Annotated in this window: 17 protein-coding genes; 4 read left to right on the top strand and 13 right to left on the bottom strand. The window is 67.0% G+C overall.

Going from position 1 to position 19,355, the window contains the following annotated elements:
• Positions 1-42 precede the first annotated feature (42 nt).
• The 7 genes from BM365_RS12250 to BM365_RS12220 form a co-directional block, all read right to left on the bottom strand.
• Positions 43-1,104 carry an alpha/beta hydrolase gene (locus BM365_RS12250; RefSeq protein ID WP_217645171.1) on the bottom strand — a complete coding sequence of 354 codons (1,062 nt, stop codon included), beginning with the start codon at positions 1,102-1,104 and terminating at the stop codon, positions 43-45.
• 24 nt (positions 1,105-1,128) lie between these two features.
• Complete coding sequence (locus BM365_RS12245; RefSeq protein ID WP_233210803.1) at positions 1,129-2,946, bottom strand: hypothetical protein; 1,818 nt, start codon at positions 2,944-2,946, stop codon at positions 1,129-1,131.
• Between the two features lie 239 nt (positions 2,947-3,185).
• Complete coding sequence (locus tag BM365_RS12240; RefSeq protein WP_233210802.1) at positions 3,186-4,436, bottom strand: MFS transporter; 1,251 nt, start codon at positions 4,434-4,436, stop codon at positions 3,186-3,188.
• A 151-nt stretch (positions 4,437-4,587) separates the two neighbouring features.
• On the bottom strand, positions 4,588-7,086 hold the full coding sequence (locus BM365_RS12235; protein WP_093489844.1) for a TonB-dependent receptor: 2,499 nt from the start codon (positions 7,084-7,086) through the stop codon (positions 4,588-4,590).
• Positions 7,087-7,157: 71 nt separating this feature from the next.
• Complete coding sequence (pgmB, locus tag BM365_RS12230) at positions 7,158-10,169, bottom strand: beta-phosphoglucomutase (protein WP_093489843.1); 3,012 nt, start codon at positions 10,167-10,169, stop codon at positions 7,158-7,160.
• Between the two features lie 240 nt (positions 10,170-10,409).
• The gene (locus BM365_RS12225; RefSeq protein ID WP_343124177.1) at positions 10,410-11,444 is read right to left on the bottom strand and encodes a LacI family DNA-binding transcriptional regulator; all 1,035 of its coding nucleotides are present in this window, start codon (positions 11,442-11,444) and stop codon (positions 10,410-10,412) included.
• A 5-nt stretch (positions 11,445-11,449) separates the two neighbouring features.
• Positions 11,450-11,899, bottom strand: a complete 450-nt coding sequence (locus BM365_RS12220; protein WP_093489842.1) for a DUF1801 domain-containing protein — start codon at positions 11,897-11,899, stop codon at positions 11,450-11,452.
• A gap of 273 nt (positions 11,900-12,172) precedes the next feature.
• On the opposite strand from BM365_RS12220, the gene BM365_RS12215 reads away from it, so the two are divergent.
• The gene (locus tag BM365_RS12215) at positions 12,173-12,814 is read left to right on the top strand and encodes an OmpW/AlkL family protein (RefSeq protein WP_093489841.1); all 642 of its coding nucleotides are present in this window, start codon (positions 12,173-12,175) and stop codon (positions 12,812-12,814) included.
• A 58-nt stretch (positions 12,815-12,872) separates the two neighbouring features.
• Here BM365_RS12215 and BM365_RS12210 read toward each other — a convergent pair whose 3' ends face one another.
• Together BM365_RS12210 and BM365_RS12205 are read right to left on the bottom strand one after the other, a co-directional pair.
• On the bottom strand, positions 12,873-13,430 hold the full coding sequence (locus tag BM365_RS12210; RefSeq protein ID WP_093489840.1) for a hypothetical protein: 558 nt from the start codon (positions 13,428-13,430) through the stop codon (positions 12,873-12,875).
• Between the two features lie 30 nt (positions 13,431-13,460).
• Positions 13,461-14,345, bottom strand: a complete 885-nt coding sequence (locus BM365_RS12205) for a DMT family transporter (protein WP_093489839.1) — start codon at positions 14,343-14,345, stop codon at positions 13,461-13,463.
• 78 nt (positions 14,346-14,423) lie between these two features.
• Here BM365_RS12205 and BM365_RS12200 point away from each other — a divergent pair, with 78 nt between their 5' ends.
• From BM365_RS12200 to BM365_RS12190, 3 genes are read left to right on the top strand one after another with little or no spacing between them, the layout of a single operon-like run.
• Positions 14,424-15,122 (top strand): DUF2306 domain-containing protein, encoded by a 699-nt coding sequence (locus tag BM365_RS12200; RefSeq protein ID WP_093489838.1) that lies wholly within the window; start codon positions 14,424-14,426, stop codon positions 15,120-15,122.
• 30 nt (positions 15,123-15,152) lie between these two features.
• On the top strand, positions 15,153-15,635 hold the full coding sequence (locus BM365_RS12195; protein ID WP_093489837.1) for a YajQ family cyclic di-GMP-binding protein: 483 nt from the start codon (positions 15,153-15,155) through the stop codon (positions 15,633-15,635).
• Complete coding sequence (locus tag BM365_RS12190) at positions 15,628-16,191, top strand: DUF1415 domain-containing protein (RefSeq protein ID WP_093489836.1); 564 nt, start codon at positions 15,628-15,630, stop codon at positions 16,189-16,191. Before BM365_RS12195 ends, BM365_RS12190 begins: the two co-directional genes overlap by 8 nt.
• 73 nt (positions 16,192-16,264) lie before the next feature.
• On the opposite strand, the gene BM365_RS12185 is transcribed toward BM365_RS12190, so the two are convergent.
• From BM365_RS12185 to BM365_RS12170, 4 genes are all read right to left on the bottom strand, one after another.
• Entirely contained in the window at positions 16,265-16,717 is a 453-nt protein-coding gene (locus BM365_RS12185) for an REP-associated tyrosine transposase (protein WP_093489835.1), read from the bottom strand.
• Positions 16,718-16,837: 120 nt separating this feature from the next.
• The gene (locus BM365_RS12180; protein ID WP_255412319.1) at positions 16,838-17,527 is read right to left on the bottom strand and encodes an HAD family hydrolase; all 690 of its coding nucleotides are present in this window, start codon (positions 17,525-17,527) and stop codon (positions 16,838-16,840) included.
• Positions 17,524-18,231, bottom strand: coding sequence for a pseudouridine synthase (locus tag BM365_RS12175; protein WP_093489834.1), 708 nt, complete (start codon positions 18,229-18,231; stop codon positions 17,524-17,526). Before BM365_RS12175 ends, BM365_RS12180 begins: the two co-directional genes overlap by 4 nt.
• 4 nt (positions 18,232-18,235) lie before the next feature.
• On the bottom strand, positions 18,236-19,321 hold the full coding sequence (locus tag BM365_RS12170; protein ID WP_093489833.1) for a class I SAM-dependent methyltransferase: 1,086 nt from the start codon (positions 19,319-19,321) through the stop codon (positions 18,236-18,238).
• Positions 19,322-19,355: the final 34 nt, after the last annotated feature.

Genomic DNA, 19,355 nt, shown 5'->3' with positions numbered 1-19,355 from the left:
TCGCTCCTTGAAGGGAGCGCTACGATACGCCACCGGGTGTGATCAGCGGTGTGCCTCACCCAAGTGGCGGTCGAAGAAGCGCGCGATCAACGTGTACGCCTCCTTCGATTCCGGCAGGTCCGGGAACACCAGAAACGCATGCCACAGGCCGTCGAATACGACGAGGTCGGCGTCGACGCCCGCGCCCAACAAACGGCGGTGCATGGTGGTCAGCGAGCTGACGGAGAAGTCGCGACTGCCCGCCATCAGCAGCGTAGGCGGGAATCGCGCCAGCAGCGCGGCGTCGTTGCCGGGAAAGGCGATCGGATCATCCAGACGCGCCGTGCGCAGGTAGGGCAGGCGCTGCAGATCGCTTTGCTTCATCGGCGCGGACGCGGTGGCGATCTGGCCTAGCGTCAGCGTATCGCCGGAAAAAGGCAGCCCGGTCCCGCACAGCGTAGCGACCGCGCCTGGCGCCGGCAGAGCCTGCGTGAGGAAGCGCGCGACGGCCTGCGCCGCCAGCATGCCCCCGGCGGAACATCCGTACAGGCCGATGTCGTCGGCACGATGTTCCTTCAGCAACGCGCGGTAGACGGATTCGACATCGTCGACCGCCGCGGGATAGGGATGCTCTGGCGCCAGCCGGTAGTCGACGGTGACGACGGGTATCCCCGAGACCACCGCCACCGGTATTGCCTCGACGAGGGCGCCGCTGCCGGCGCCCCACATGAAAGCGCCGCCGTGCAGGTTGACCAGTACGCGGCCACCTTTCGTTTCGCGATGACCGCGAGGCGTCACCACGTGCACCGGCACGCCGCCCAGCGTCGTCTCGCGCACTTCGGCGTCATACGCGCGGCGCACCTCGGCGAGACGGGTGTCGTTGTATCGCTGGTAGAAGCGGCGCTGCTCGGCCAGATCACTCGGATCCGGCAGGTCGCCGGCACGCGCCTCCGCCTGCAGCGCGATGAAGCGTTCGCGCGCCGGCGCGCTGGCGAACTCGCTGAACGGCAGCGGCGTCGCCGGCAATGCCAGCGTGGCCGCATCCGGGGCAGACGCTTGGTCGCCGGCCCACGCGGGTGACACCACCGCAACGATCAGCCACAACCCGCACGCACGTACTGCCACTCGCCGCATCATGGCCCTACTCCTTCAATCCGTTTCCATCGGCGGCGTCAGCGCCAGGAACACCGTGCTCCACAGCTGCGCTGCGTTGGATTCATCTTCATGCGCGCCCTGCGCGCCGAACGGCTCGACGTGGTACCGGCCGTCGCGATAGGCCCAGGTCCACAGCTCGGAGGTGCGCACCGCATCGGCGCCGCGGATCGCGCGCCACAGCGTCCGCTGCGCCTCGCGGAGGCGGTCGCGCGTGGCGGCCGGCAGATCGTTGCGCGCCAGCTGCCGCTGCAGACCGGCGGCCAATACCGCCTGCTGCCACGCCCACACGACGGTGCCGTGGTACGCGCTGCTGCCCAGCCGCGGCCATACCGCGCGATCCGCGTAGGCCGGATTGGCCACCAGCAGGCCGACGTCCGTCATCAGGCCGGCGGGGAACGGCCGCATCAGCGCCGCCACGTCGCGATCCAGCGATCCGGCATCCGGCATTCCGAACAGCAGCCGGAAGCCTTCGTCGGAATGCAGCACGGGAATCGGCTTTCCTTGCGCGTCCAGTGCGATCGCAGGGAAGGTCACACCGCCCTTGCCCAGCGCAGCGACCGCGTCCGTATCCGGCACGCTCACCTCGGCAGCATAGGCGCTCACCTGCGCTGCGGCCTGCGCCTCCGTCAGGCTGACCGCGAACAGCTTGCCGGCCTCGGTTTCCCAACGCATGGCCTGCGTTGCCGCCGCTCGCAGTTGCTCGCGTTGCAACGTCGTGGTGTAAGGCTGCAGCAGGCCGCTGTCGAGGAAGCCGCCGATCGCGCGCAGGGACGCCGGCATCCACACCGCATTGACGTCGTAGGGATAGCGTCCGCGGCCGATGCCCTCGTTGCTGTCGCGCCACTGTCCCACCGGTTTGCCGGCCTTCAAGGCGATCAGGTGCTCGTACGAAGGCGCCTTTGCGAACGCCTCGCTCTGGCCGGCGACGAACAACAGGTTGCGCGCCAGCGCCGCTCCCCGCGTTTCCCCGCCCTGCTTCGCCTGCAGGAAGGCCTCCGCCCGGGTGCGGCCACGGGTGTCATCGAGCAACCACGCGGCGGCCACCGGCGGCAGCATGTAGTCGTCGTCGATCATCACGTAGTCGAAGATCGGCGTGGCGGCGGTCGTTCCCTGCTCCTTGCGATGGCGCAGCACCGCGAATTCGCCGATGTCCTCTTCGTGCGCCACCTCGCCTCCCGGCGACAGGCGCGCCAACACCGCACTCAGTCCTGCTTCGACCGCCGCCGGCTGCAGCACCGGCATCAGCAGACGCACCGACATCAGCGTGTCGCGGCCAAAGTAGGTATCGAAGCGCCAAGAGCCCGCCAGGAACTTCTCTTCGTAACTCAGGAATTGCAACGCCTGCCGGCTGCGTACGTCCTTAGCCGCGTTGTCGTTGAGCAGTGCCTCGCTCGCGAACGGTGTCAGCGGCGTCTCGCCGGTAGCCGCGCGCACCTGAATTTTCAGAGGGGCATCGGACACATCCGCACGCAGCACAAGCTTGCCGGCTTCTCGGGCGAAGCGGCCGTTCTCCACAGCCAGCACGATGCGGTAGCCCGGTGCGCCATCCAGCCGCAAGCGCTCCCAAGTCACCTCACGCGGCGTCACTTTAGGGGTCGCCCGCGTCTCGGGCGGATAGTCCTGCCCCAGTTGGTAGTCGCGCAGCACGCGCACGCTTCCCAGCACGGCGTCGGTGATCACCAGGCGCTCCGCTTCCACCGTGGTCTGCGCGCGGATGCCATGCCACGCGCCGGCCGGCGTCGACGCATCGGCGTCCATCCCGACCAAGGTCCACTGCACCGGCGTGGCCGTTTCCTCGAACCATACGCCCACGCCGCTGTTCCCCGCCGGAAATGCAACCAGTACCCGCGGCCTGGTACCGGAGCTGAGGAGAAGATGCGCCGCGATAGGACCTTGCTGGTAGAACGCGTTCTCGATGCGCCCTTCAGTGATGCGGAATTGGAGCGGCGGGGTGATGACCGCAGCCCCGCGGGCCAACGCCGGCATTGCGATAAGTACGAGCAGAAGCGCGGCGCATGGCGGCGACCACCGAAAACGCAAGCGATGATGCATCAGTGTCCTCCCGTCGGCACGGCCGCGATCTCGGATGTACGGCTACGGCGGTTGAGCAGCGTCAGGGAGAGCAGCAGCAGCGCCATCGGCACCAACAGCAGGTAGAAGGCGCGCGTGCCATCGAAATGCGCGAACAATTGGCCGGTGATGAACGAGCCGGTGGTGCCGCCCAATGCGGAGAACACCACGATCAGACCCGTCATTGCGGCGTGCCGCGCCTTCGGCAACGCGCTCAACGCCACCGAATTGATGGTCGGATAGATCGGCGCCATCAGCAGGCCGATCAGCGGGAAGACATACGCCGCCGCCGGTGCGTTCCACCAGCTGTGCTCGGCCCGCGGCTGCACGCTGGCGGCCAACGGCAGCGCCAGCAGCACCAGTCCCGCCATCGCGACGACGCAACCGCCCAGCACAGGGAACCAGGGCATGCGGCGCAGCAGGACGCCGCCACCGAGCCGCCCCACCGCCAGCGAACCGGCGAAGATGCCGGCCGCCTGCACGCTGAGCGTGGTGGGCAGGTGCAGGATCTCTCGATTGAACGTCGGCAACCAGGTGTTGATGGCCTGTTCCATCAGCACGTACAGGAACGCCGACACCAGGAACACGACTACCAGCGGTCGACCGAGCAGGCGCAGCATGTCGGCGAACGACTCGCCAACGGCATGGCCGTCGCGCGCGGCGGTCTCGTCCATCTCGGCGGTGGCCAGCAAGGCGATGACTGCCAGGCACAGGCCGGCGATCACCCAGTACACGTTCAACCAGACCGGATCGCCCGGTGCATCAGGGTTGATAAAGGCGGCGAACAACCACGCACTGCCGAGAATGCCCACCATGAACCAGCCTTCCACCGTGCTGGTCAGGCCGGCATGCGCCTTGGCGTCGTCGGTCAACAGACCGATGCTGGAATACACCGACACCTTCACCAGCGCGAAGCAAACGCCCACGGTGGCGAACAGCAGCTTGGTCGCCCAGAACGCCTTCAGCAGCGGCATGCCGGCGCAGGCGACCGCGACCAGCAGCAGGCCCAGCATCATCGCGCGCCGGTAGCCCAGCCTGGGCAGCGTCGACGCCACCAGGAACGACGCGACGGCGATGGGCAGGTCCTTGAACGCCTCCAGGGTGGACGCCGCCGTCTTGCTGACCCCGAAGCCCTGCATTACCTGCAGGATCACCGCCCCCACCGAGTTGAGCAGCATCGCGAAGATCATGTAGGTCAGAATCAACGCCAGCACCATGCGGCTTCGCTTCATCTATCGCCTCCGGCGCACCGACGGGATGCGCACATCACTGTGTCACCGCGGACGCGGCAACGGAACCTCCACGGCGCGCCACGCCACCGATGCGGCGCGGCCCTCCGTGGGACGCCTCCCGGGAGAGGAGAGAGGCGTCCCCCTGCCGCGCTTACCAGCTGTACTTGGCCTGCAGGTTGACCTCACGTCCTTCCAAAGGACGCGCCAGCAGTACGCCGCCCGCTGTGGTCGCCGAGCCGAAGATGCGCGAGTTGCTCTCGGTCAGGCCCAGCTCGTTGGTCATGTTGGTGCCGCGCAGGTTGAACTGCCAGTTCTGGCCGACGTTCGCGGTCACGCCGAAATCCAGGGTGTGGTACGAACCCAGCTGCTGCAGGCCCGACTGGTCCTGGGTGTGATCGCCGACATAGGTGTAGGTGATGTAAGGCGTCACGTCGCCCCAACTGGCATCGAAGCGGTAGCTCGGCGTGAACATGGCGCGGAACTTCGGTTGGCGCTGCAGCTGCTGACCTTCGATCGTCGCGCAATTCTGATTGCCGTTGATGTCGGTATACGGAACGCAGGCGTCGTAGTCGGTGTATTCACCATCCAGATAGTTCGCCACCAGCTGCAGGCGCAGCGCATCGGTGGGAGTCAGCGCGCCGATGAAGTTCACGCCAACGGACTCGGAACCATAGATGGCCGGCGCGCCGATGGGCGTACCCAAGCCGTCGGTCGGCTGGTACTGAAGGCCGCTGAATACCCGGCGGTACGCGCTGATATCCGCATAAAGCAGCGGCGACTGGTACTTGAAGCCCACCTCGTAGTTGCGGATCTTCTGCATCGGCGGGTAGTTGCCGTTGGTCGTGCCGCGGATGCCGTTGTCGAAGTCAAGGAAGTGGCCACCGGTATTGACCCGACCGTAGGCCGACATGTGGTCCGTGAACGAATAGTTGGCGCCGGCGGTGAACGCGGGATGGCTCTTCTTGTATGTATTGCGTGCGAACGTGCCGTTGCAGACTTCCACATTGTTGTCGTACAGCGTGTTCGGATTGCCGTCCAGACCGCCGGCACCGGATGAGGAGCGGTTGCAGACGTTGCTGGTCGCATCCTGGTTCTCCAGACGACCGGACAGGTCGAACAACCACTGGCCGACGCGCCACGAATCCGAGAGGTACAGCGCCAGGTTGGTGGCGCTGCCGTTCTGCGCGATGTGGTAACCGCCGAAGTCGGCGAAGCCCTGGCTGTCGGTGCGCTGGTAGGTCTGTCCGCCATTGACGTAGCTGACGGTGATCGGCGTGGCGTTGGGCTCGTTGGTCATCAGCATCTGATTGCCGAGGGACCACTTGTCGCTCATCGAGTAGTGGTTGACGTACAGGCCGATCGTCAGCGTGTTGCCCTCGAACAGGTCCTTGCTTAGGCGGAAGTCGTTGTTGAACGCCTTCAGTTCCTTGTGGATGTACCACCAGCCCTGCTGGATCACGCTCTGCGTCAGCGGAACCGCACCGCCCCCCACGTAGGTGGCCGTGGCCGAGCCCGCCGGCAGCTGGAAGCCGCCTGGTGTGCCCGCCGTGTAGAGCATGTCCTGCAACGTCGCCGGATTGTTGCCCGAAAACAGCGCGTTGGTGTCCATGTCGCCTTGGGTGAACAGGAACTTGTCGCTGATCGACCAGCCGTTGCCGAACGAGTAGTCGAAGTTGCCGCCGGCGAACACCACGTCGGCGCCGCGGCCGTTGGCCAGATCCGCGTCGACCGGTCCACCCGGGTAGTTCGGCAGGCGCACATGCCGGATCGCCTGGCTGTAGTAGGTGTCCTCCAGCGGGTCGAAGCCCGGGTACGCACTGAAGTCGTCTCGACCACGCTGGATCAGCGGAATCGGCGTGATGAACTGGTTCTTGTCGTTGAGGTAGCGCGCGTACAGCGTCAGGCGTCCGTTGTCGAAATCGCGTGAGAGCGTGCCGGTCAGCTGTCCGCCTTTGTCGGCCTTGAAGCCCGGATCGCGCACGCCGTCCGACTCGCGCCAGAAACCGCCGATGCTGCCGTACCAGTTCTCGGAGACCTTGAAGCCGGAGAAGCCGTCCAATCTCCACAGTCCTTCGCTACCGTAGGTCAGGCCGACACTGCCGGAAGGCTCGTCAGTGCCGGTCTTCAGGAAGAAGTTCGCGCTCGCGCCCATCTGGCCGTCGGCGAACACCACCGAGGGACCGCCTTGCAGGATTTCGACGGATTCGATCGTGTCGTCCAGGCGGAACATGGACGTGGTCTCGAAGAACGACAGCGTAGGCATGCCGTAGATCGGCGAACCCATCAGCAGCGTGGAGAAGTACGGCGCATCGCCGCCACCGGGGAAACCAGCGATCTCGATGTTGGCGCCGGTCTGGCCACCGGTGGATTCCGGCCACATGCCGGGCGAGATCTTCAGCAGGTCGGCGGTGCTCTTCGGATTGGCCTGTTTGATCTGCTCGGCGTTGGCGGTGACGATGTTGAAGCTGGCCTCCAGCTTGCGCACGCCGCCAGCGGCGGAGCCGGATACCACGACGGCATCCAGCGTGGTGGCGTCGCTCGATTTCTCGGCGGGCGCAGCGTTCTGCGCCAGGACGACGGCAGGCGTCAACGCTGCGGCGATGGCGGCGGACAGGGCGTAACGGATCAGGTGCGGCTTGCGGTACTGCATGGTCTCTCCCTCCAGGTACAGCGTGTTGTGGTAGTGGCACCCACCACCGCGGCTTCTGTGGCCACGTGCGGTCAAGGCGATACGAACGTCCTCAGGTCAAACGCGTTGATGTGCGGGATGACAGCGTCGGCATGGCGCAACGCGCGCGCGTCGCCGATGCCGATCGCGGCCATGCCCGCCGCATGGATGGCTTCGATGCCGGCCGCGGCGTCTTCCACGCCAATACAGCGGTGCGCCGGCACACCTAGAGCGGCGGCGACGTCGAGGAAGATGGCCGGATCGGGCTTGGCGCGAACGATGCGTCCGGCATCGGCGATGTAGTCGAAGCGGTCCGCGATGCCCAGCTTCTGCAGCAGCGTCGGCGCATTACGGCTCGCCGACGCCAGGCCGAGCTTCAGACCCGCCGCGCGCGCCGCATCCAGCGCCTCGCTCACGCCGTCGAACAGATCCTGCGGACCGACGTGCGCGATCTCCTGCACGTAGTAGCCGTTCTTCGTATCGGCCAGCGCGCGCTTCTCGTCGTTGGAATAGCTTCGCGTGGCGCGCTCGAGGATGATCTCCAGCGACGCCATCCGGTCCACGCCCTTCAGGCGCTCGTTGACCTGCAGGTCGAACGGCACGCCGATCTCGTCGGCCAGCCGCTTCCATGCCCGGTAATGCGTGTGCGCGGTATCGGTCAGCACGCCGTCGAGATCGAAGATCAGCGCGTCGCAAGCGCGGGGCAGCGCCAGCTTCGGTGGCGATGGCATGGCGAGCGGCAGCGCGACTTCGCGCCCAGCCTTCAGTATCACTTCGCTGCCGGCGTGGCCGAACGCCAACGCGTCGCCTTCATCGAGGCGATAGCGGGCACCGCGCGCGTCCACATCCACGCGCAGCGCGCAGCCGCGCCAGCGGAGGTTGAAGCCGTAACCCTTCCAGGCCTGCGGCAAGGTGGGGGCGAACTGCAGCCGGCCCGCGACGATGCGCAAGCCGCCGAAACCCTGCACCAGCCCCAACCAGCTGCCGGCCATCGCCGCCATGTGCACGCCGTGGTCGGTGTTGCCGTGCAGGTCGTCCAGGTCCACGCGCAGGCTGGCGTCGAAGTAGTCCCAGGCCTTGCCTTCTTGGCCGACTTCGCTGGCCAGGATGCCGTAGACCGGCGCCGACAACGTGGAGTCGTGGGTGGTGACGGCGTCGTAGTAATCGAAGTCGCGGCGCTTCGCGCCCAGGTCGACGCCATCGCCAGCCAGCACCATCGCCATCACCACGTCGGCCTGCTTGCAGACCTGGTGGCGATACAGGGTGAGCGGGTGGTAATCGAGCAACAGCGGGCGATGCGGCCCTTCGCGCTTGGGAAACGGCCAACGCGGCTTGGCGAGGAAATCGTCGTCCTGCGGATGGATCCCGAGCGCTTCGTCCACCGGCAAGTGCATCGCGTCGGCGGCGCGCTGCCAGAGCGCGACTTCATCGGCCTCGAGCCCGATGCGACTGGCGAGGGCGCGCAGTGCGTCGGGGCGATCCGCCGACAGGCGGGCCCAGGCCGCGACGGCGCGCTGCAGGTGCCGCTGCGCCATGCGGTTGGTGTACCAGTTGTTGTTGACCAGCGTGGTGTATTCGTCAGGTCCCGTGACCTCGTGGATGCAGAACGCACCGTCGAGCCGCGGATTGAAATGGCCGGCCTGCGGCCAGATGCGCGCGGTCTCGAAAAGAATCTCGGCGCCAGCCTCGCTGAGGAAGTCGAGATCATCGCTGGCGTCGAGATAAAGCCCGATCCCGTAGGCGATGGCGGCATTGATGTGGTACGCCGCCGAGCCGCTGGGATAGTGCGCGGAACATTCGCGGCCGGCGATGGTGCGCCAGGGGTACAGCGCACCGCGGGAATGATTCATCGCGCGGGCGGTGTCGCGTGCGCCGTCCAGCGTGCGGAAGCGGTACATCAGCATCGCGCGCGCCACGTCCGGCGCGGTGAACGCCATGACCGGCAACACGAAAGCTTCGGTATCCCAGAAGCAGTGGCCTTCATAGCCTTCGCCCGTGATGCCCTTGGCGGCCGTGCCGTTGATGCCGTCGCGTCCGGCCGACTGCAGCAGGTGGAACAGGTTGAAGCGCAGCGCGAGTTCCGCCGCGGCATCGCCCTCTACCGACAAGCCGGCACGCTGCCAGAACGCATGCAGGGCGTCGGCCTGCGCGGCCGCGATGCTGTCGAAACCGTCGCGCGACGCGCGCGCCAGCACGGCGTCCACGCTGTCCTGCGCCTGGCCATTGCCATCGTCGTAAGCGACGTACTTCTCGATCACCACGGACGCGCCTGGCGTCAGCGTCGCGCCGAAGCGCTGCTCCACGCGGCCATCGCCCGCCTGCGCCACGGTGAACGCCAAGCCCGGCGACAGCCGATGCTGCTGTGCGCACACTAGGGCGACGCCGCTGTGATGGGTGCGCTGCGTCAGCCGGGCGCCTTCGGCATCGGCATGCTCGTCCGCGACGTGCAGCTCTTTGCCGCCGTGCACGCCGATGCGGGGATCATCGCCCTGTTCGACGGCCTGCCGTCCGGTCTCGATCGATGAACACAGCGTCAGTGGGCCCGCATAGTCGATGGACGCCACTTCGAACCGGATGGCGAGCAATGCGCGCTCGGCCAACGGCACCACGCGGCGCGCGCGGATCTCGAGCGTATGCCCCTGCGCGGTTTTCAGGCGCAGGCGGCGGTCGAGCGCCCCGGCGGCAAGATCCAGCGTGCGCTCGAAGTCGAGCCACTCCGCTTCCTGCAGGCGCAGCGGCATGTCGCCGAGTTGCAGCCGGAGGTGCTTGCCCTCGGCGACCGGCACCCGCGTGTCGGTGCTGCGGGTGAAGCCGGGGAAACGCTCGTGGTAGTGGATGGGGTTCTGCTCGAACACGCTCGACAGGAACGTGCCATCACTGGGGCTGTCGTCTTCCTCCAGCGCACCGCGCACACCCAGCGTGCCGTTGGCGAGGGCGAACAGGGTTTCATCGCGCGCCGCGCGTTCGGCGTCGAACGCCCGTTGGGTGAGCCGCCAGGGATCGGACCGGCTTTCGGCCGCCGTGCCCTGACCCGATGTGTGCGCCAGCTTCTGTTCCACCGACATCCTCGTGCTCACCTGTTACCGGCCGTGGCGGGGCCACGGGCGGGGGCACGCTAGAAGTCGTTGTTATCGATGTCAAGTTATCGATGTCAAAGAAGCCTCCAAAAGCCCGGGGTACTGCTAACGCCGAGGCAGGGACGCAGACAGAAGCCTTTTTATTCAATGATTTAGGTGAGTTTAAACGCGAATCGACGCGCCCGGATGTCCACCGGGTAGCCGCTGCGATGCAGCAGCACAATGCGCTCAGGTCGTGCGGACGACCAGATGGGTCGGCAGCGTCTCGGACACCGCCTCGTCGCCCTCGATCAGGGCGCGCACCTTGCGGGCCAGCAGCACGCCGGCATCGATGAAGTTCTGGTGCACCGAGGTCAGCGGCGGCACGTAGGTCGCGCCCAGCGGGGAGTCGTCATAGCCGATCACCGAGACGTCCTCGGGTACCCGCCGCCCACGCTCGATCAAGGCGCGGATCGCGCCGATGGCCAACAGATCGCTGGCGGCGAACAGCGCGTCCACTTGGGGATGTGCCTGCAGCAGTGCGTGTACCGCATCCGCGCCCGCGCCGACGGTGAAACTGGTGACGGTCGGCGCGATCGGCGCGATGCCATGGCGCGCCAACGCGGCGCTGAAACCTTCGAGGCGTTCGGCGAACTCGCCGTGGGCCGGATCGCCGAGGAACGCGGGGCGACTGCGACCGAGCGCGATGAAACGCTCCGCCGCCAATGCACCGCCGCGGCGATTGTCGCTGCCGACCACGACCTGCGATTCGTGCCGGCTGACCGCACCCCACACCACCATCGGCCGGCCCCAGCGCTGCACTTCGTGCATCGCGTCCTCGTGCGCGCCCTGGCCGAGCAGGATCACGCCGTCCGCGGCCTGCACGTTCGGCAGCGAACCGCCCTGCAGCGAGGTCAGCAGCACGCTGTAACCGGTGGAGGTCAGTTCCTGGGTGATGCCGCCCAGCAGGTCAAGCGGATACGGACCGGACATCTGCCGTTCGACGGTAGGCTTCATTTCCACCACCACCGCGACCGTCATGCTGCGGCGGAGCTTGAGGTTGCGCGCGCTGACATTGAACGAATAGCCGTACTGTTGCGCGACCTCGCGCACGCGGGCGCGCGTTTCCGCGTTCACCAGCGGGCTGTCGCGGAGCGCGCGCGAGACGGTGATCGCCGATACGCCAGCCACCTTCGCCAGGTCCGCCATGGTCAGGTGGTCGCCGGGCGACGGCAGCGCCGTCGTGGCGGTGCCGGTACGGCGCTTGCGTTTGGCAGGGGGCATGCGGGTCACGTCCGTGCGCGGCTGGCTTCGTATTGTGCAATAAGCGTGTCCACCGGCGTCGAAGCGATCACGCGGCCGATCACCTCGGGCAGCAGGTCGTCCGGTTTCTTGAAGCGCAGGCAGCTCTTGCCCATGTCCAGCTTCATGCCGGCGTCCGCGTAGGCGTTGCGCAGTACCACGTCCTGCGCGGAGTTCGCGTAGCACACCGTCAGGTAGAGCGCGTAGTACTGCTTCTGCGCGGCGAGCGCCACGTACGGCAACGGCTGCTTGTTGTAGGTGGTCGGATAGCGCGACAGCGGCACCTCCCACGCGATCATGCCCCAGCTCATCGCCTCGACGTAGCCGTCGGGGAGGTGCCGATTGACCAGGTCGCGGACCGAAGCGATCACCGTGCGGCGATCCTCGGGCAGTTCCGCGAGGTACTCCTCCACCGTCTTCGCCTTGCTGCTGGCCATGGGCGCCTCCTCTCCGGCGCGACATTAGCGCAGCCGTGACGCCGCGTCATGCGGAATCCGCATACGCGCGAGCCCCTCGCATCGATGCCTCGTGTCGAAGTGCGGTGAAAAGCCGATGAACCTGCGCTGGATATTGCCGACGTTGCGTTTGGTTCACGTCGAAGGGCGGATGGCGTTCATGCGTGGCTGGTTACGGTGCCCACGCCTCCGATGCCGCACGTGCTCCGCATTGCTTCATCGGTGGCGATAAGAACACAACAGGAGATTCGCCGCATGACTTCGATCCGTACTCTCACGATCGCCCTTGCTTCGCTGATGGCTGTCCCGGCCGCGTTCGCACAGGAAAATTCGACCGACACCGCATCGTCTTCCTCGACCAGCGGTAAGCGTTTTGCCGTGGTCGGTGGTGCCGCCATCCTGAAGCCCGACCACGACCCGGCCCCGGGCCTGAAGATCGATGGCGACGTCGCGCCGGTGATCAGCGCCAGCTGGTACGCCACCGACAATATCGCGGTGGAACTGTGGGGCGCGGCCGACAAGTTCAACCATCGCGTGAAGGCCGATGGCGCCGGCAAGATCGGTACTGTCGACCAGCAGCCGATCGCGTTGAGCGGCCAGTACCACTTCGGTGCGCCCGACAAGGTGATGCGCCCCTTCGTGGGCCTGGGCTACTACGAGTCCAACTTCAGCAACGAGAGCATCGGCACCGACGATGCGCATGTGGGCTTGGAGACCGCCAAGGGCGCCATCGCGACCGCGGGCGTGGACTTCAACATCAACCAGACCTGGTTCGCCCGTGCGGATGCCCGCTATTTGAAGGGCGACGCGGGCGTTCGCGTCGCTGGCGAGGGCACCGGCGAAGAACTGACGATCGACCCGTGGGTCGTGGGTGTGGGTATCGGCGCGCGCTTCTGATCCATCGCTCCATCGCGTCGATACGGCGGCGGGCTTCCGGGCCCGCCGCCTTTTCATTTCAGCGGCCACCGCGCCCCTGCAGGCGGCGCAGGCGCGCCACGCGCCACTTCACGCCCCACGCGTAGACCAGATAGTGGCCCAGCAGCACGCCGGCCACGGCAAGCAGACTGCCATGGCCGCTCAGCAGCGCATGCGTCGGGGCGATCTCGCCGGCCTGCCAGTACTGCCACATCTGCACAAACCCGAGCACGATGCGCCCCGCCACGATCGCCACCAATAGCAGGGACAGCCACGCATTGGGTTGGTAGAACACGCCTTGCGGCGCGACATCCCAGCGGGTGAGCCAGACGCCGAGCAGACCCAGCAGCGCGCCGATCGCCAGCCCAAACCCGGCGCCGCGCAAGCTGTCCGGCCACCAGAACAAACCCACCGCACTGACCGCGATGAAGATCGCCACTGATATCAACAGACTCCACGCGTTGAGCGCCAGCAACCAGTCGCGCGCCATCCGGCGTGCACGCCCATAGCGATAGCGCTGCCACAGGGTCAGCGGCAGGGCCACCACCCACAGTGCGAGCAACAGGAACAGGATGAGCAGGGCGAGCACGATGGGCATGGCCGCATCATGCCCGAAAAACACACGGCATCAGGGATGCTCGGTTTCCACGTGCACCTTCTCCCGGCGCAGCAGATACAAGCCGCTGGCGACGATGATGCCGGCGCCGATCCAGGTCACGCCATCGGGTAGCACCGACCACAGCGTGACATCCAGGATCACGCCCCAGATCAGCGCGGTGTATTCGAGCGGCGCGATCAACGACGCCTCGCCGCGGCGGAAAGCTTCGGTCAGCGCGACCTGCGCCAGCGAACCGGACACGCCCACCCCGGCGATGATCCAGCCGTGCGAGGCCTGCAGCGGCTTCCATGCGGGCAGCGCCAGCAACGACGCCCCGAGCGAAAGCAGCACGACGAACCAGAACACCAGCGCCTGCGTGCTGTCGCGTTGCGCGAGCATGCGCACGGTGACCGCGCCCAGCGCATAGCAGATGGCCGCGACGAGAATGGCCAATCCGCCGGCGGTCAGCATGCCTTCGCCGGTCGGCCGCAGGATCACCAGCACGCCGACCAGACCGATGACGATCGCGATCCAGCGCCCCGCCCCCACCCGCTCCTTCAACAGCGGCCCCGCCATCGCGGTGACCAGCAGCGGCGCCACGAAGGTGATCGCATAGGCCGTGGACAAGGGCATGGTGCGCAAGCCGTACACGAACCCGGCCATCATCGCGATGCCCAGCACGCCGCGCAGCAAGTGCAGCGGCCAGTGCACACGCAACAGCGAAGCGGCCGGCACGGTCGCCAGCACCCAGATCGCCACCAGCGGCAGCGACGACAGCCCGCGCAACGCCGCGACCTGCAGCGGCGGGTACTGCGCAGAGAGCAGCTTCAGACCGGCATCCATCAGCGCGAACAGCAGCACCGCGGCGAGCATCAGCAGGACGGCGGACGTAAGCGAGGAACGGGCGGTGGTCATGCGTCATTATCGCCTTCCTTGGCCACGTTCCGCCGCGCGTGCGCTACCCTGCGCGCGTCCATCCATGCAGGCAGGCCCATGACAGCGATCGCTCCAGGCACCCCTGCATCGCCCCGCTCGCGGCTTGCCGTGCGCCTGGCCTGGGCCGTGCTGTGGCTATTGCTCGGGCTTGCCAGCATCGAGTTCCTGGTCGCCGCCTATGGCAAGTACCGGCATCTCGATTCGGCCGCCTATGGCATGTTCATGACGCGGCGGGGCTGGCTGTGGATGCACCTGGCCGGCGGTCTCACCACGGTGTTGCTCGGACCGGTGCAGTTCCTGACCCAGTGGCGCCAGCGCCGTCTGCGCCTGCATCGCGTCACCGGCCGCCTCTATCTGGCCGGCATGCTGGTCGCCGCGACCGGCGCCATCGGTCTGATCGCCACCTCGCCGGCTCCGTTCTCCATCCGTCTCGCGTTCTCCGCGACCGCCCTGGCCTGGCTGACCACGGGACTGACCGGCCTGATCGCCATCCGCCACGGCCTCGTGGACCGGCACCGCCGCTGGATGGTCCGCAACTACGCGGTGACGCTGGCGCCGATCGTCTTCCGCCTGTCGCTGCCCCTCGCCATTGCCGGCGGACTCGTGCCGTCGCCGATCCTGATCGCGACCCTGCTCTGGTGCAGCTGGATCGTCCCGCTGTTGCTGTGCGAAACGGTGCGCCGCCTTGTGGGGCGGCGACGTCCCGCCAGCGCGCCGCCCTCGACCGACGCGATCCCGCTTCCCGGCGCACGGTAGAATTCCGCGCCCGGTAACAGGATTCCCCCCATGCCCTCCTTCGACGTCGTCTCCGAAGTCAACGTCCACGAGCTCACCAACGCCGTGGACCAGGCCAACCGCGAACTCTCCACCCGTTTCGACTTCAAGGGCGTGGACGCCAAGTTCGTGCTGGAAGAGAAGCTGATCACCCAGTCCGCGCCCAGCGATTTCCAGCTCAAGCAGATGACCGACATCCTGCGCGCGCGCCTGATCGCGCGCCAGATCGACGCCCGTTGCCTGGAGTTCGGCGATGTGGAAACCAACCTGGCCGGCGCGCGCCAGAAGATCACCGTCAAGCAAGGCATCGAGCAGAAGCTGGCGAAGAAGATCGTCACCACGATCAAGGACGCCAAGCTGAAGGTCGAAGCACAGATCAACGGCGACAAGCTGCGCGTCACCGGCAAGAAGCGCGACGACCTGCAGGACGTCATCGCGCTGCTGAAGAAGACCGAATTCGAGCTGCCGCTGCAGTTCGACAACTTCCGTGACTGATACGACGGCCACGGCGGGCGCAGCAAACGACCCCATCGACGCCACGCGTCGCTGGGTGGAGCGAGCCGTGATCGGGCTGAACCTGTGCCCGTTCGCCAAGGCGGTGTACGTGAAACAGCAGGTGCGCTTCGTGCTGAGCGATGCCAGTACGCCGGAAGCCTTACTCGAAGAACTGGCGGAAGAACTGGTGCTGTTGCGCGACACCGATCCCGAGCAGGTCGACACCACGCTGATCGTGCACCCGGACGTACTGACGGATTTCCTGGACTACAACGACTTCCTCGACAATGCCGATGCGGCCGTCGAGGCGCTCGATCTGCAAGGCGTCATCCAGGTCGCCAGCTTCCATCCGGATTACCAGTTCGCCGGCACGATGCCGGACGACATCAGCAACTACACCAACCGTTCGCCCTACCCCACCCTGCACCTGCTACGCGAAGCCAGCATCGATCGTGCGGTGGAAGCCTTCCCGGACCCCGACATCATCGTCGAGCGCAACGTGAAGACGCTGGATGCGCTGGGACATGCGGGCTGGGCGAAGCTGTTTTCTGAGTGACGAAGCCGCCCGTGATGCTTGGTGTGGGAGCGACGTAAGTCGCGATGCTTCTCCTTCAGCCGCATAACACCGATCAAAGCCAGACCGCATCCCACCACGCATACTCGGAGACACTTCGCGCCAGTCCAGCGCGCATGGGGTTGGCCACGAGGTAGCGTCCCGCAGCAAGGATCGAGCGCTCGCTGCGTAGTGCGTGGTCGTGGAATCCCCTCTCCCACACGATGCCCGACCCGGGGTGATGCAGGCGGATGATCCGGCTACTGTTGGTTTTCAATCGCTGCACCGTCGTTGACAGGCTGTCCAGCGCACCCAGTTCGATCACGCCATGCCAATGGTCCGGCATCAGCACCCAGCACAACAGCCTTGAGCGATACCACAGCCGCGGGCAGGTCATCGCGCGGCAGGCATCCATGGCGCGCTCCGGATGGAGGAAGAGCGGGCGGCGATCCGCCGTCGTGAAAGTCACCATGTAGGCCTGGCCAGCCATAGAAGAGCGGCCCTTTCTCAGCTCCGAGTAACCCGACATCGCTCACCTCCTGTGGAAGAAGGTGAGCATGGCAAGCACGATGTCGATCACCATCGGAGAACCGCTCGCCGGCGTATCGGCGTTCCACGAGAAAGCCTCGCGACTTACGTCGCTCCCACATCAGGCGCGCAGAGGTGTCGCCAACCGCTGCTCCAGCAACAGTCGCGCATCGTCCAGCGACGGCAGGATCGTGTGGCCCAGCGCACGGACGGTGTCGTCCGGCTCTAGCAGGTCGGGGATCTGGATAGGGTGCATGCCCGCGGCGAGCGCGGCGCGCACGCCGGTCGGCGAATCCTCCAATACCAGGCAACGCGCGGGATCCACGCCGAGCGCGCGCGCCGCGAGCAGGTAGACGTCGGGCGCAGGCTTGGGATGTTCGACATCGCTGCTGGTGCAGATGGCGTCGAAGCGCGACAGCAGGCCGGCCGCTTCCAGCTTGCGTAGCGCGAGCGGTCGTCGCGTGGACGTGGCGACCGCGCGCGGAATGCCACGGGCGTCGAGGAAATTCAGCATCGCCAGGATTCCGGGACGGTGCGGCACGCCGGCCGCGACGACGGCGTCGTACAGCACGTGCGAGCGTTGCAGGATCTGTTCGCGCTCCGCTTCGCCGACCGCTTCGTCCAGCAGGTGGCGGCAGACGGCTTCGCTATGGCCGACCATCGACAACCACAACAGCTCGGGCAGGTCGTGGCCGCGCTCGCGCGCCGCCTCCGCCAGGCACGCGATGATGGCGCGCTCGCTGTCCAGCATCAGCCCGTCCATGTCGAAGATCACCGCGGCCGGCGCGAAGGGCAGCGATGGAGGATTCACGCGCCGGCCTCGAAGAGTCGGCGCAGGTCCTCCTCGGCGAGCACGCGCCACTGGCCCGGCGCAAGATCGTCCAGCGTCAGTCCGCCGATGCGGCTGCGATGCAACGCGTCGACGTGGTTGCCGACGGCGGCGAACATGCGGCGCACCTGGTGGTAACGGCCCTCGGTGAGCGTCAGCTGCGCATGGCGCGGATCGATGACGTGCAGGCGGGCCGGCGCAAGCGGTGTTTGCTCCGATTCCAGCATCAGCGTGCCGCTGGCGAAGAGCGCGCCTTCGTCGCCGCGCAGGTCCTGCGCCAGCGTCGCGTCGTAGACCTTGGGCAGGTTGGCCTTGGGCGAGATGATCCGGTGCAGCAGGCCACCGTCGTCGGTGAGCAGCAGCAGGCCACTGGTCTCGCGATCCAGGCGCCCCACCGTGGACAGCACCGGCGAGCGTTCGCGGAACCGGGGCGGGAACAGGTCGTAGACGACGCGCCCGGTGTCCTTGGTCGAGCAGGTGTAGCCCACCGGCTTGTGCAGCAGGATCGCGACGCCCGGTGCAGGGTCGAGCGGCTCGCCATCCACGCGGATGGCGTCGTGGTCGACCGGATCATCGGCATACAGCACCTCGCCCGCGGCGTCGGTAATGCGGCCTTCGCGGAACATCCATTGCACGTCCTTGCGGCTGCCATAGCCGAGGTTGGCAATGTGCTTGACGATTTTCATGCGCTCACCGCCTTGCCTTTACCGCGGCGATGACCTTGAAACCATCGCGTTCGCCCGCCACCCGCACCTCGCCGAAGCGCTCGTTCAAGGTCTGCTCGTACGGCAGGTGGCGGTTGGCCACCAGCCACAGGCGCCCGCCCGGCTTGAGCGCGGCGGCCGCGGCAGTGATGAAGCGCTGGCCGATGTCCGGACGGTCCGCACGGCTCTGCGTGTGGAACGGCGGATTGCTGACGATGAAGTCGTAGCGCTGCGGCAATCCCGCCGTGACGTCGTGCCAGTGGAAATCGAGCGTTGCGCTCGCACCGGTATCCGCGAGGTTCTCCTTGGCCAGCGACAACGCGCGTGCCTCGGCCTCGTACAGATCGAGCGCGGTGATGCCGGGATTTCGCGCCAGCAGCGACAGCGACAGGAATCCCCATCCCGCGCCCAGGTCGGCGCCGTGTCCGGCGATATCCGTCGGCAGGCATTCGACCAGCAGCGCGGAGGCCGGATCGATCCGGTTCCAGGCGAACACGCCCGGACGGCTGAGGTAGCGGCCACTCTCGATCCGGCGCGGCGCGTCCAGCGCCGACCATTGCGCGAGCAACGCGTCGTCGACGCTGTCCGCGCGCTTGCGCGTCCAGAACGTGCGGCAATGGAACTTGGTCAGCGTGCCCGCCAGTCCCGCGAGTTGCTTCAGGTCGGTTTCGCCCGATTTGGCGCCCTCGTTGTTGGTCATCGCGGCGACGACGACGCCGTCGGGCCCCGCCAGCTGCACGGCGCGCGCAAGCAACGCGCGCGCCTCTTCGCGCTGGCGCGGTGGCAACACCAATACCAGGGCGTAGCGTGCCTGCTCGGCTGCTGCATCGGCGACGACGCGCAGGCCGGCGCGTTCCAGCAGTTCGGCGTCGGGACGGAAACTCTGTTCGCATACCAGCTGCGACAGCGGGAACTGGCGCAACGCGGCGCCATCGCGCGCGCGCAGGAACAGCACCGGCCCGGACGGCCAAGTGAGTACGCCCTGCGCGAAGGGCAGCATCAGGGCATCGAGAGCGGGATCGGAGAAGGGAGAGGCCACGATGCGACGCGCAGGCAGGGAATGAGGCGTCATTCTAACGGCAGCCACTCGCGACCGATTCCACCAC

Source organism: Pseudoxanthomonas sp. YR558, from assembly GCF_900116385.1.
Lineage (GTDB): Bacteria > Pseudomonadota > Gammaproteobacteria > Xanthomonadales > Xanthomonadaceae > Pseudoxanthomonas_A.
Note: the sequence above shows the minus strand (reverse complement) of the source record. Positions and strands in the feature narration are given on the sequence as shown.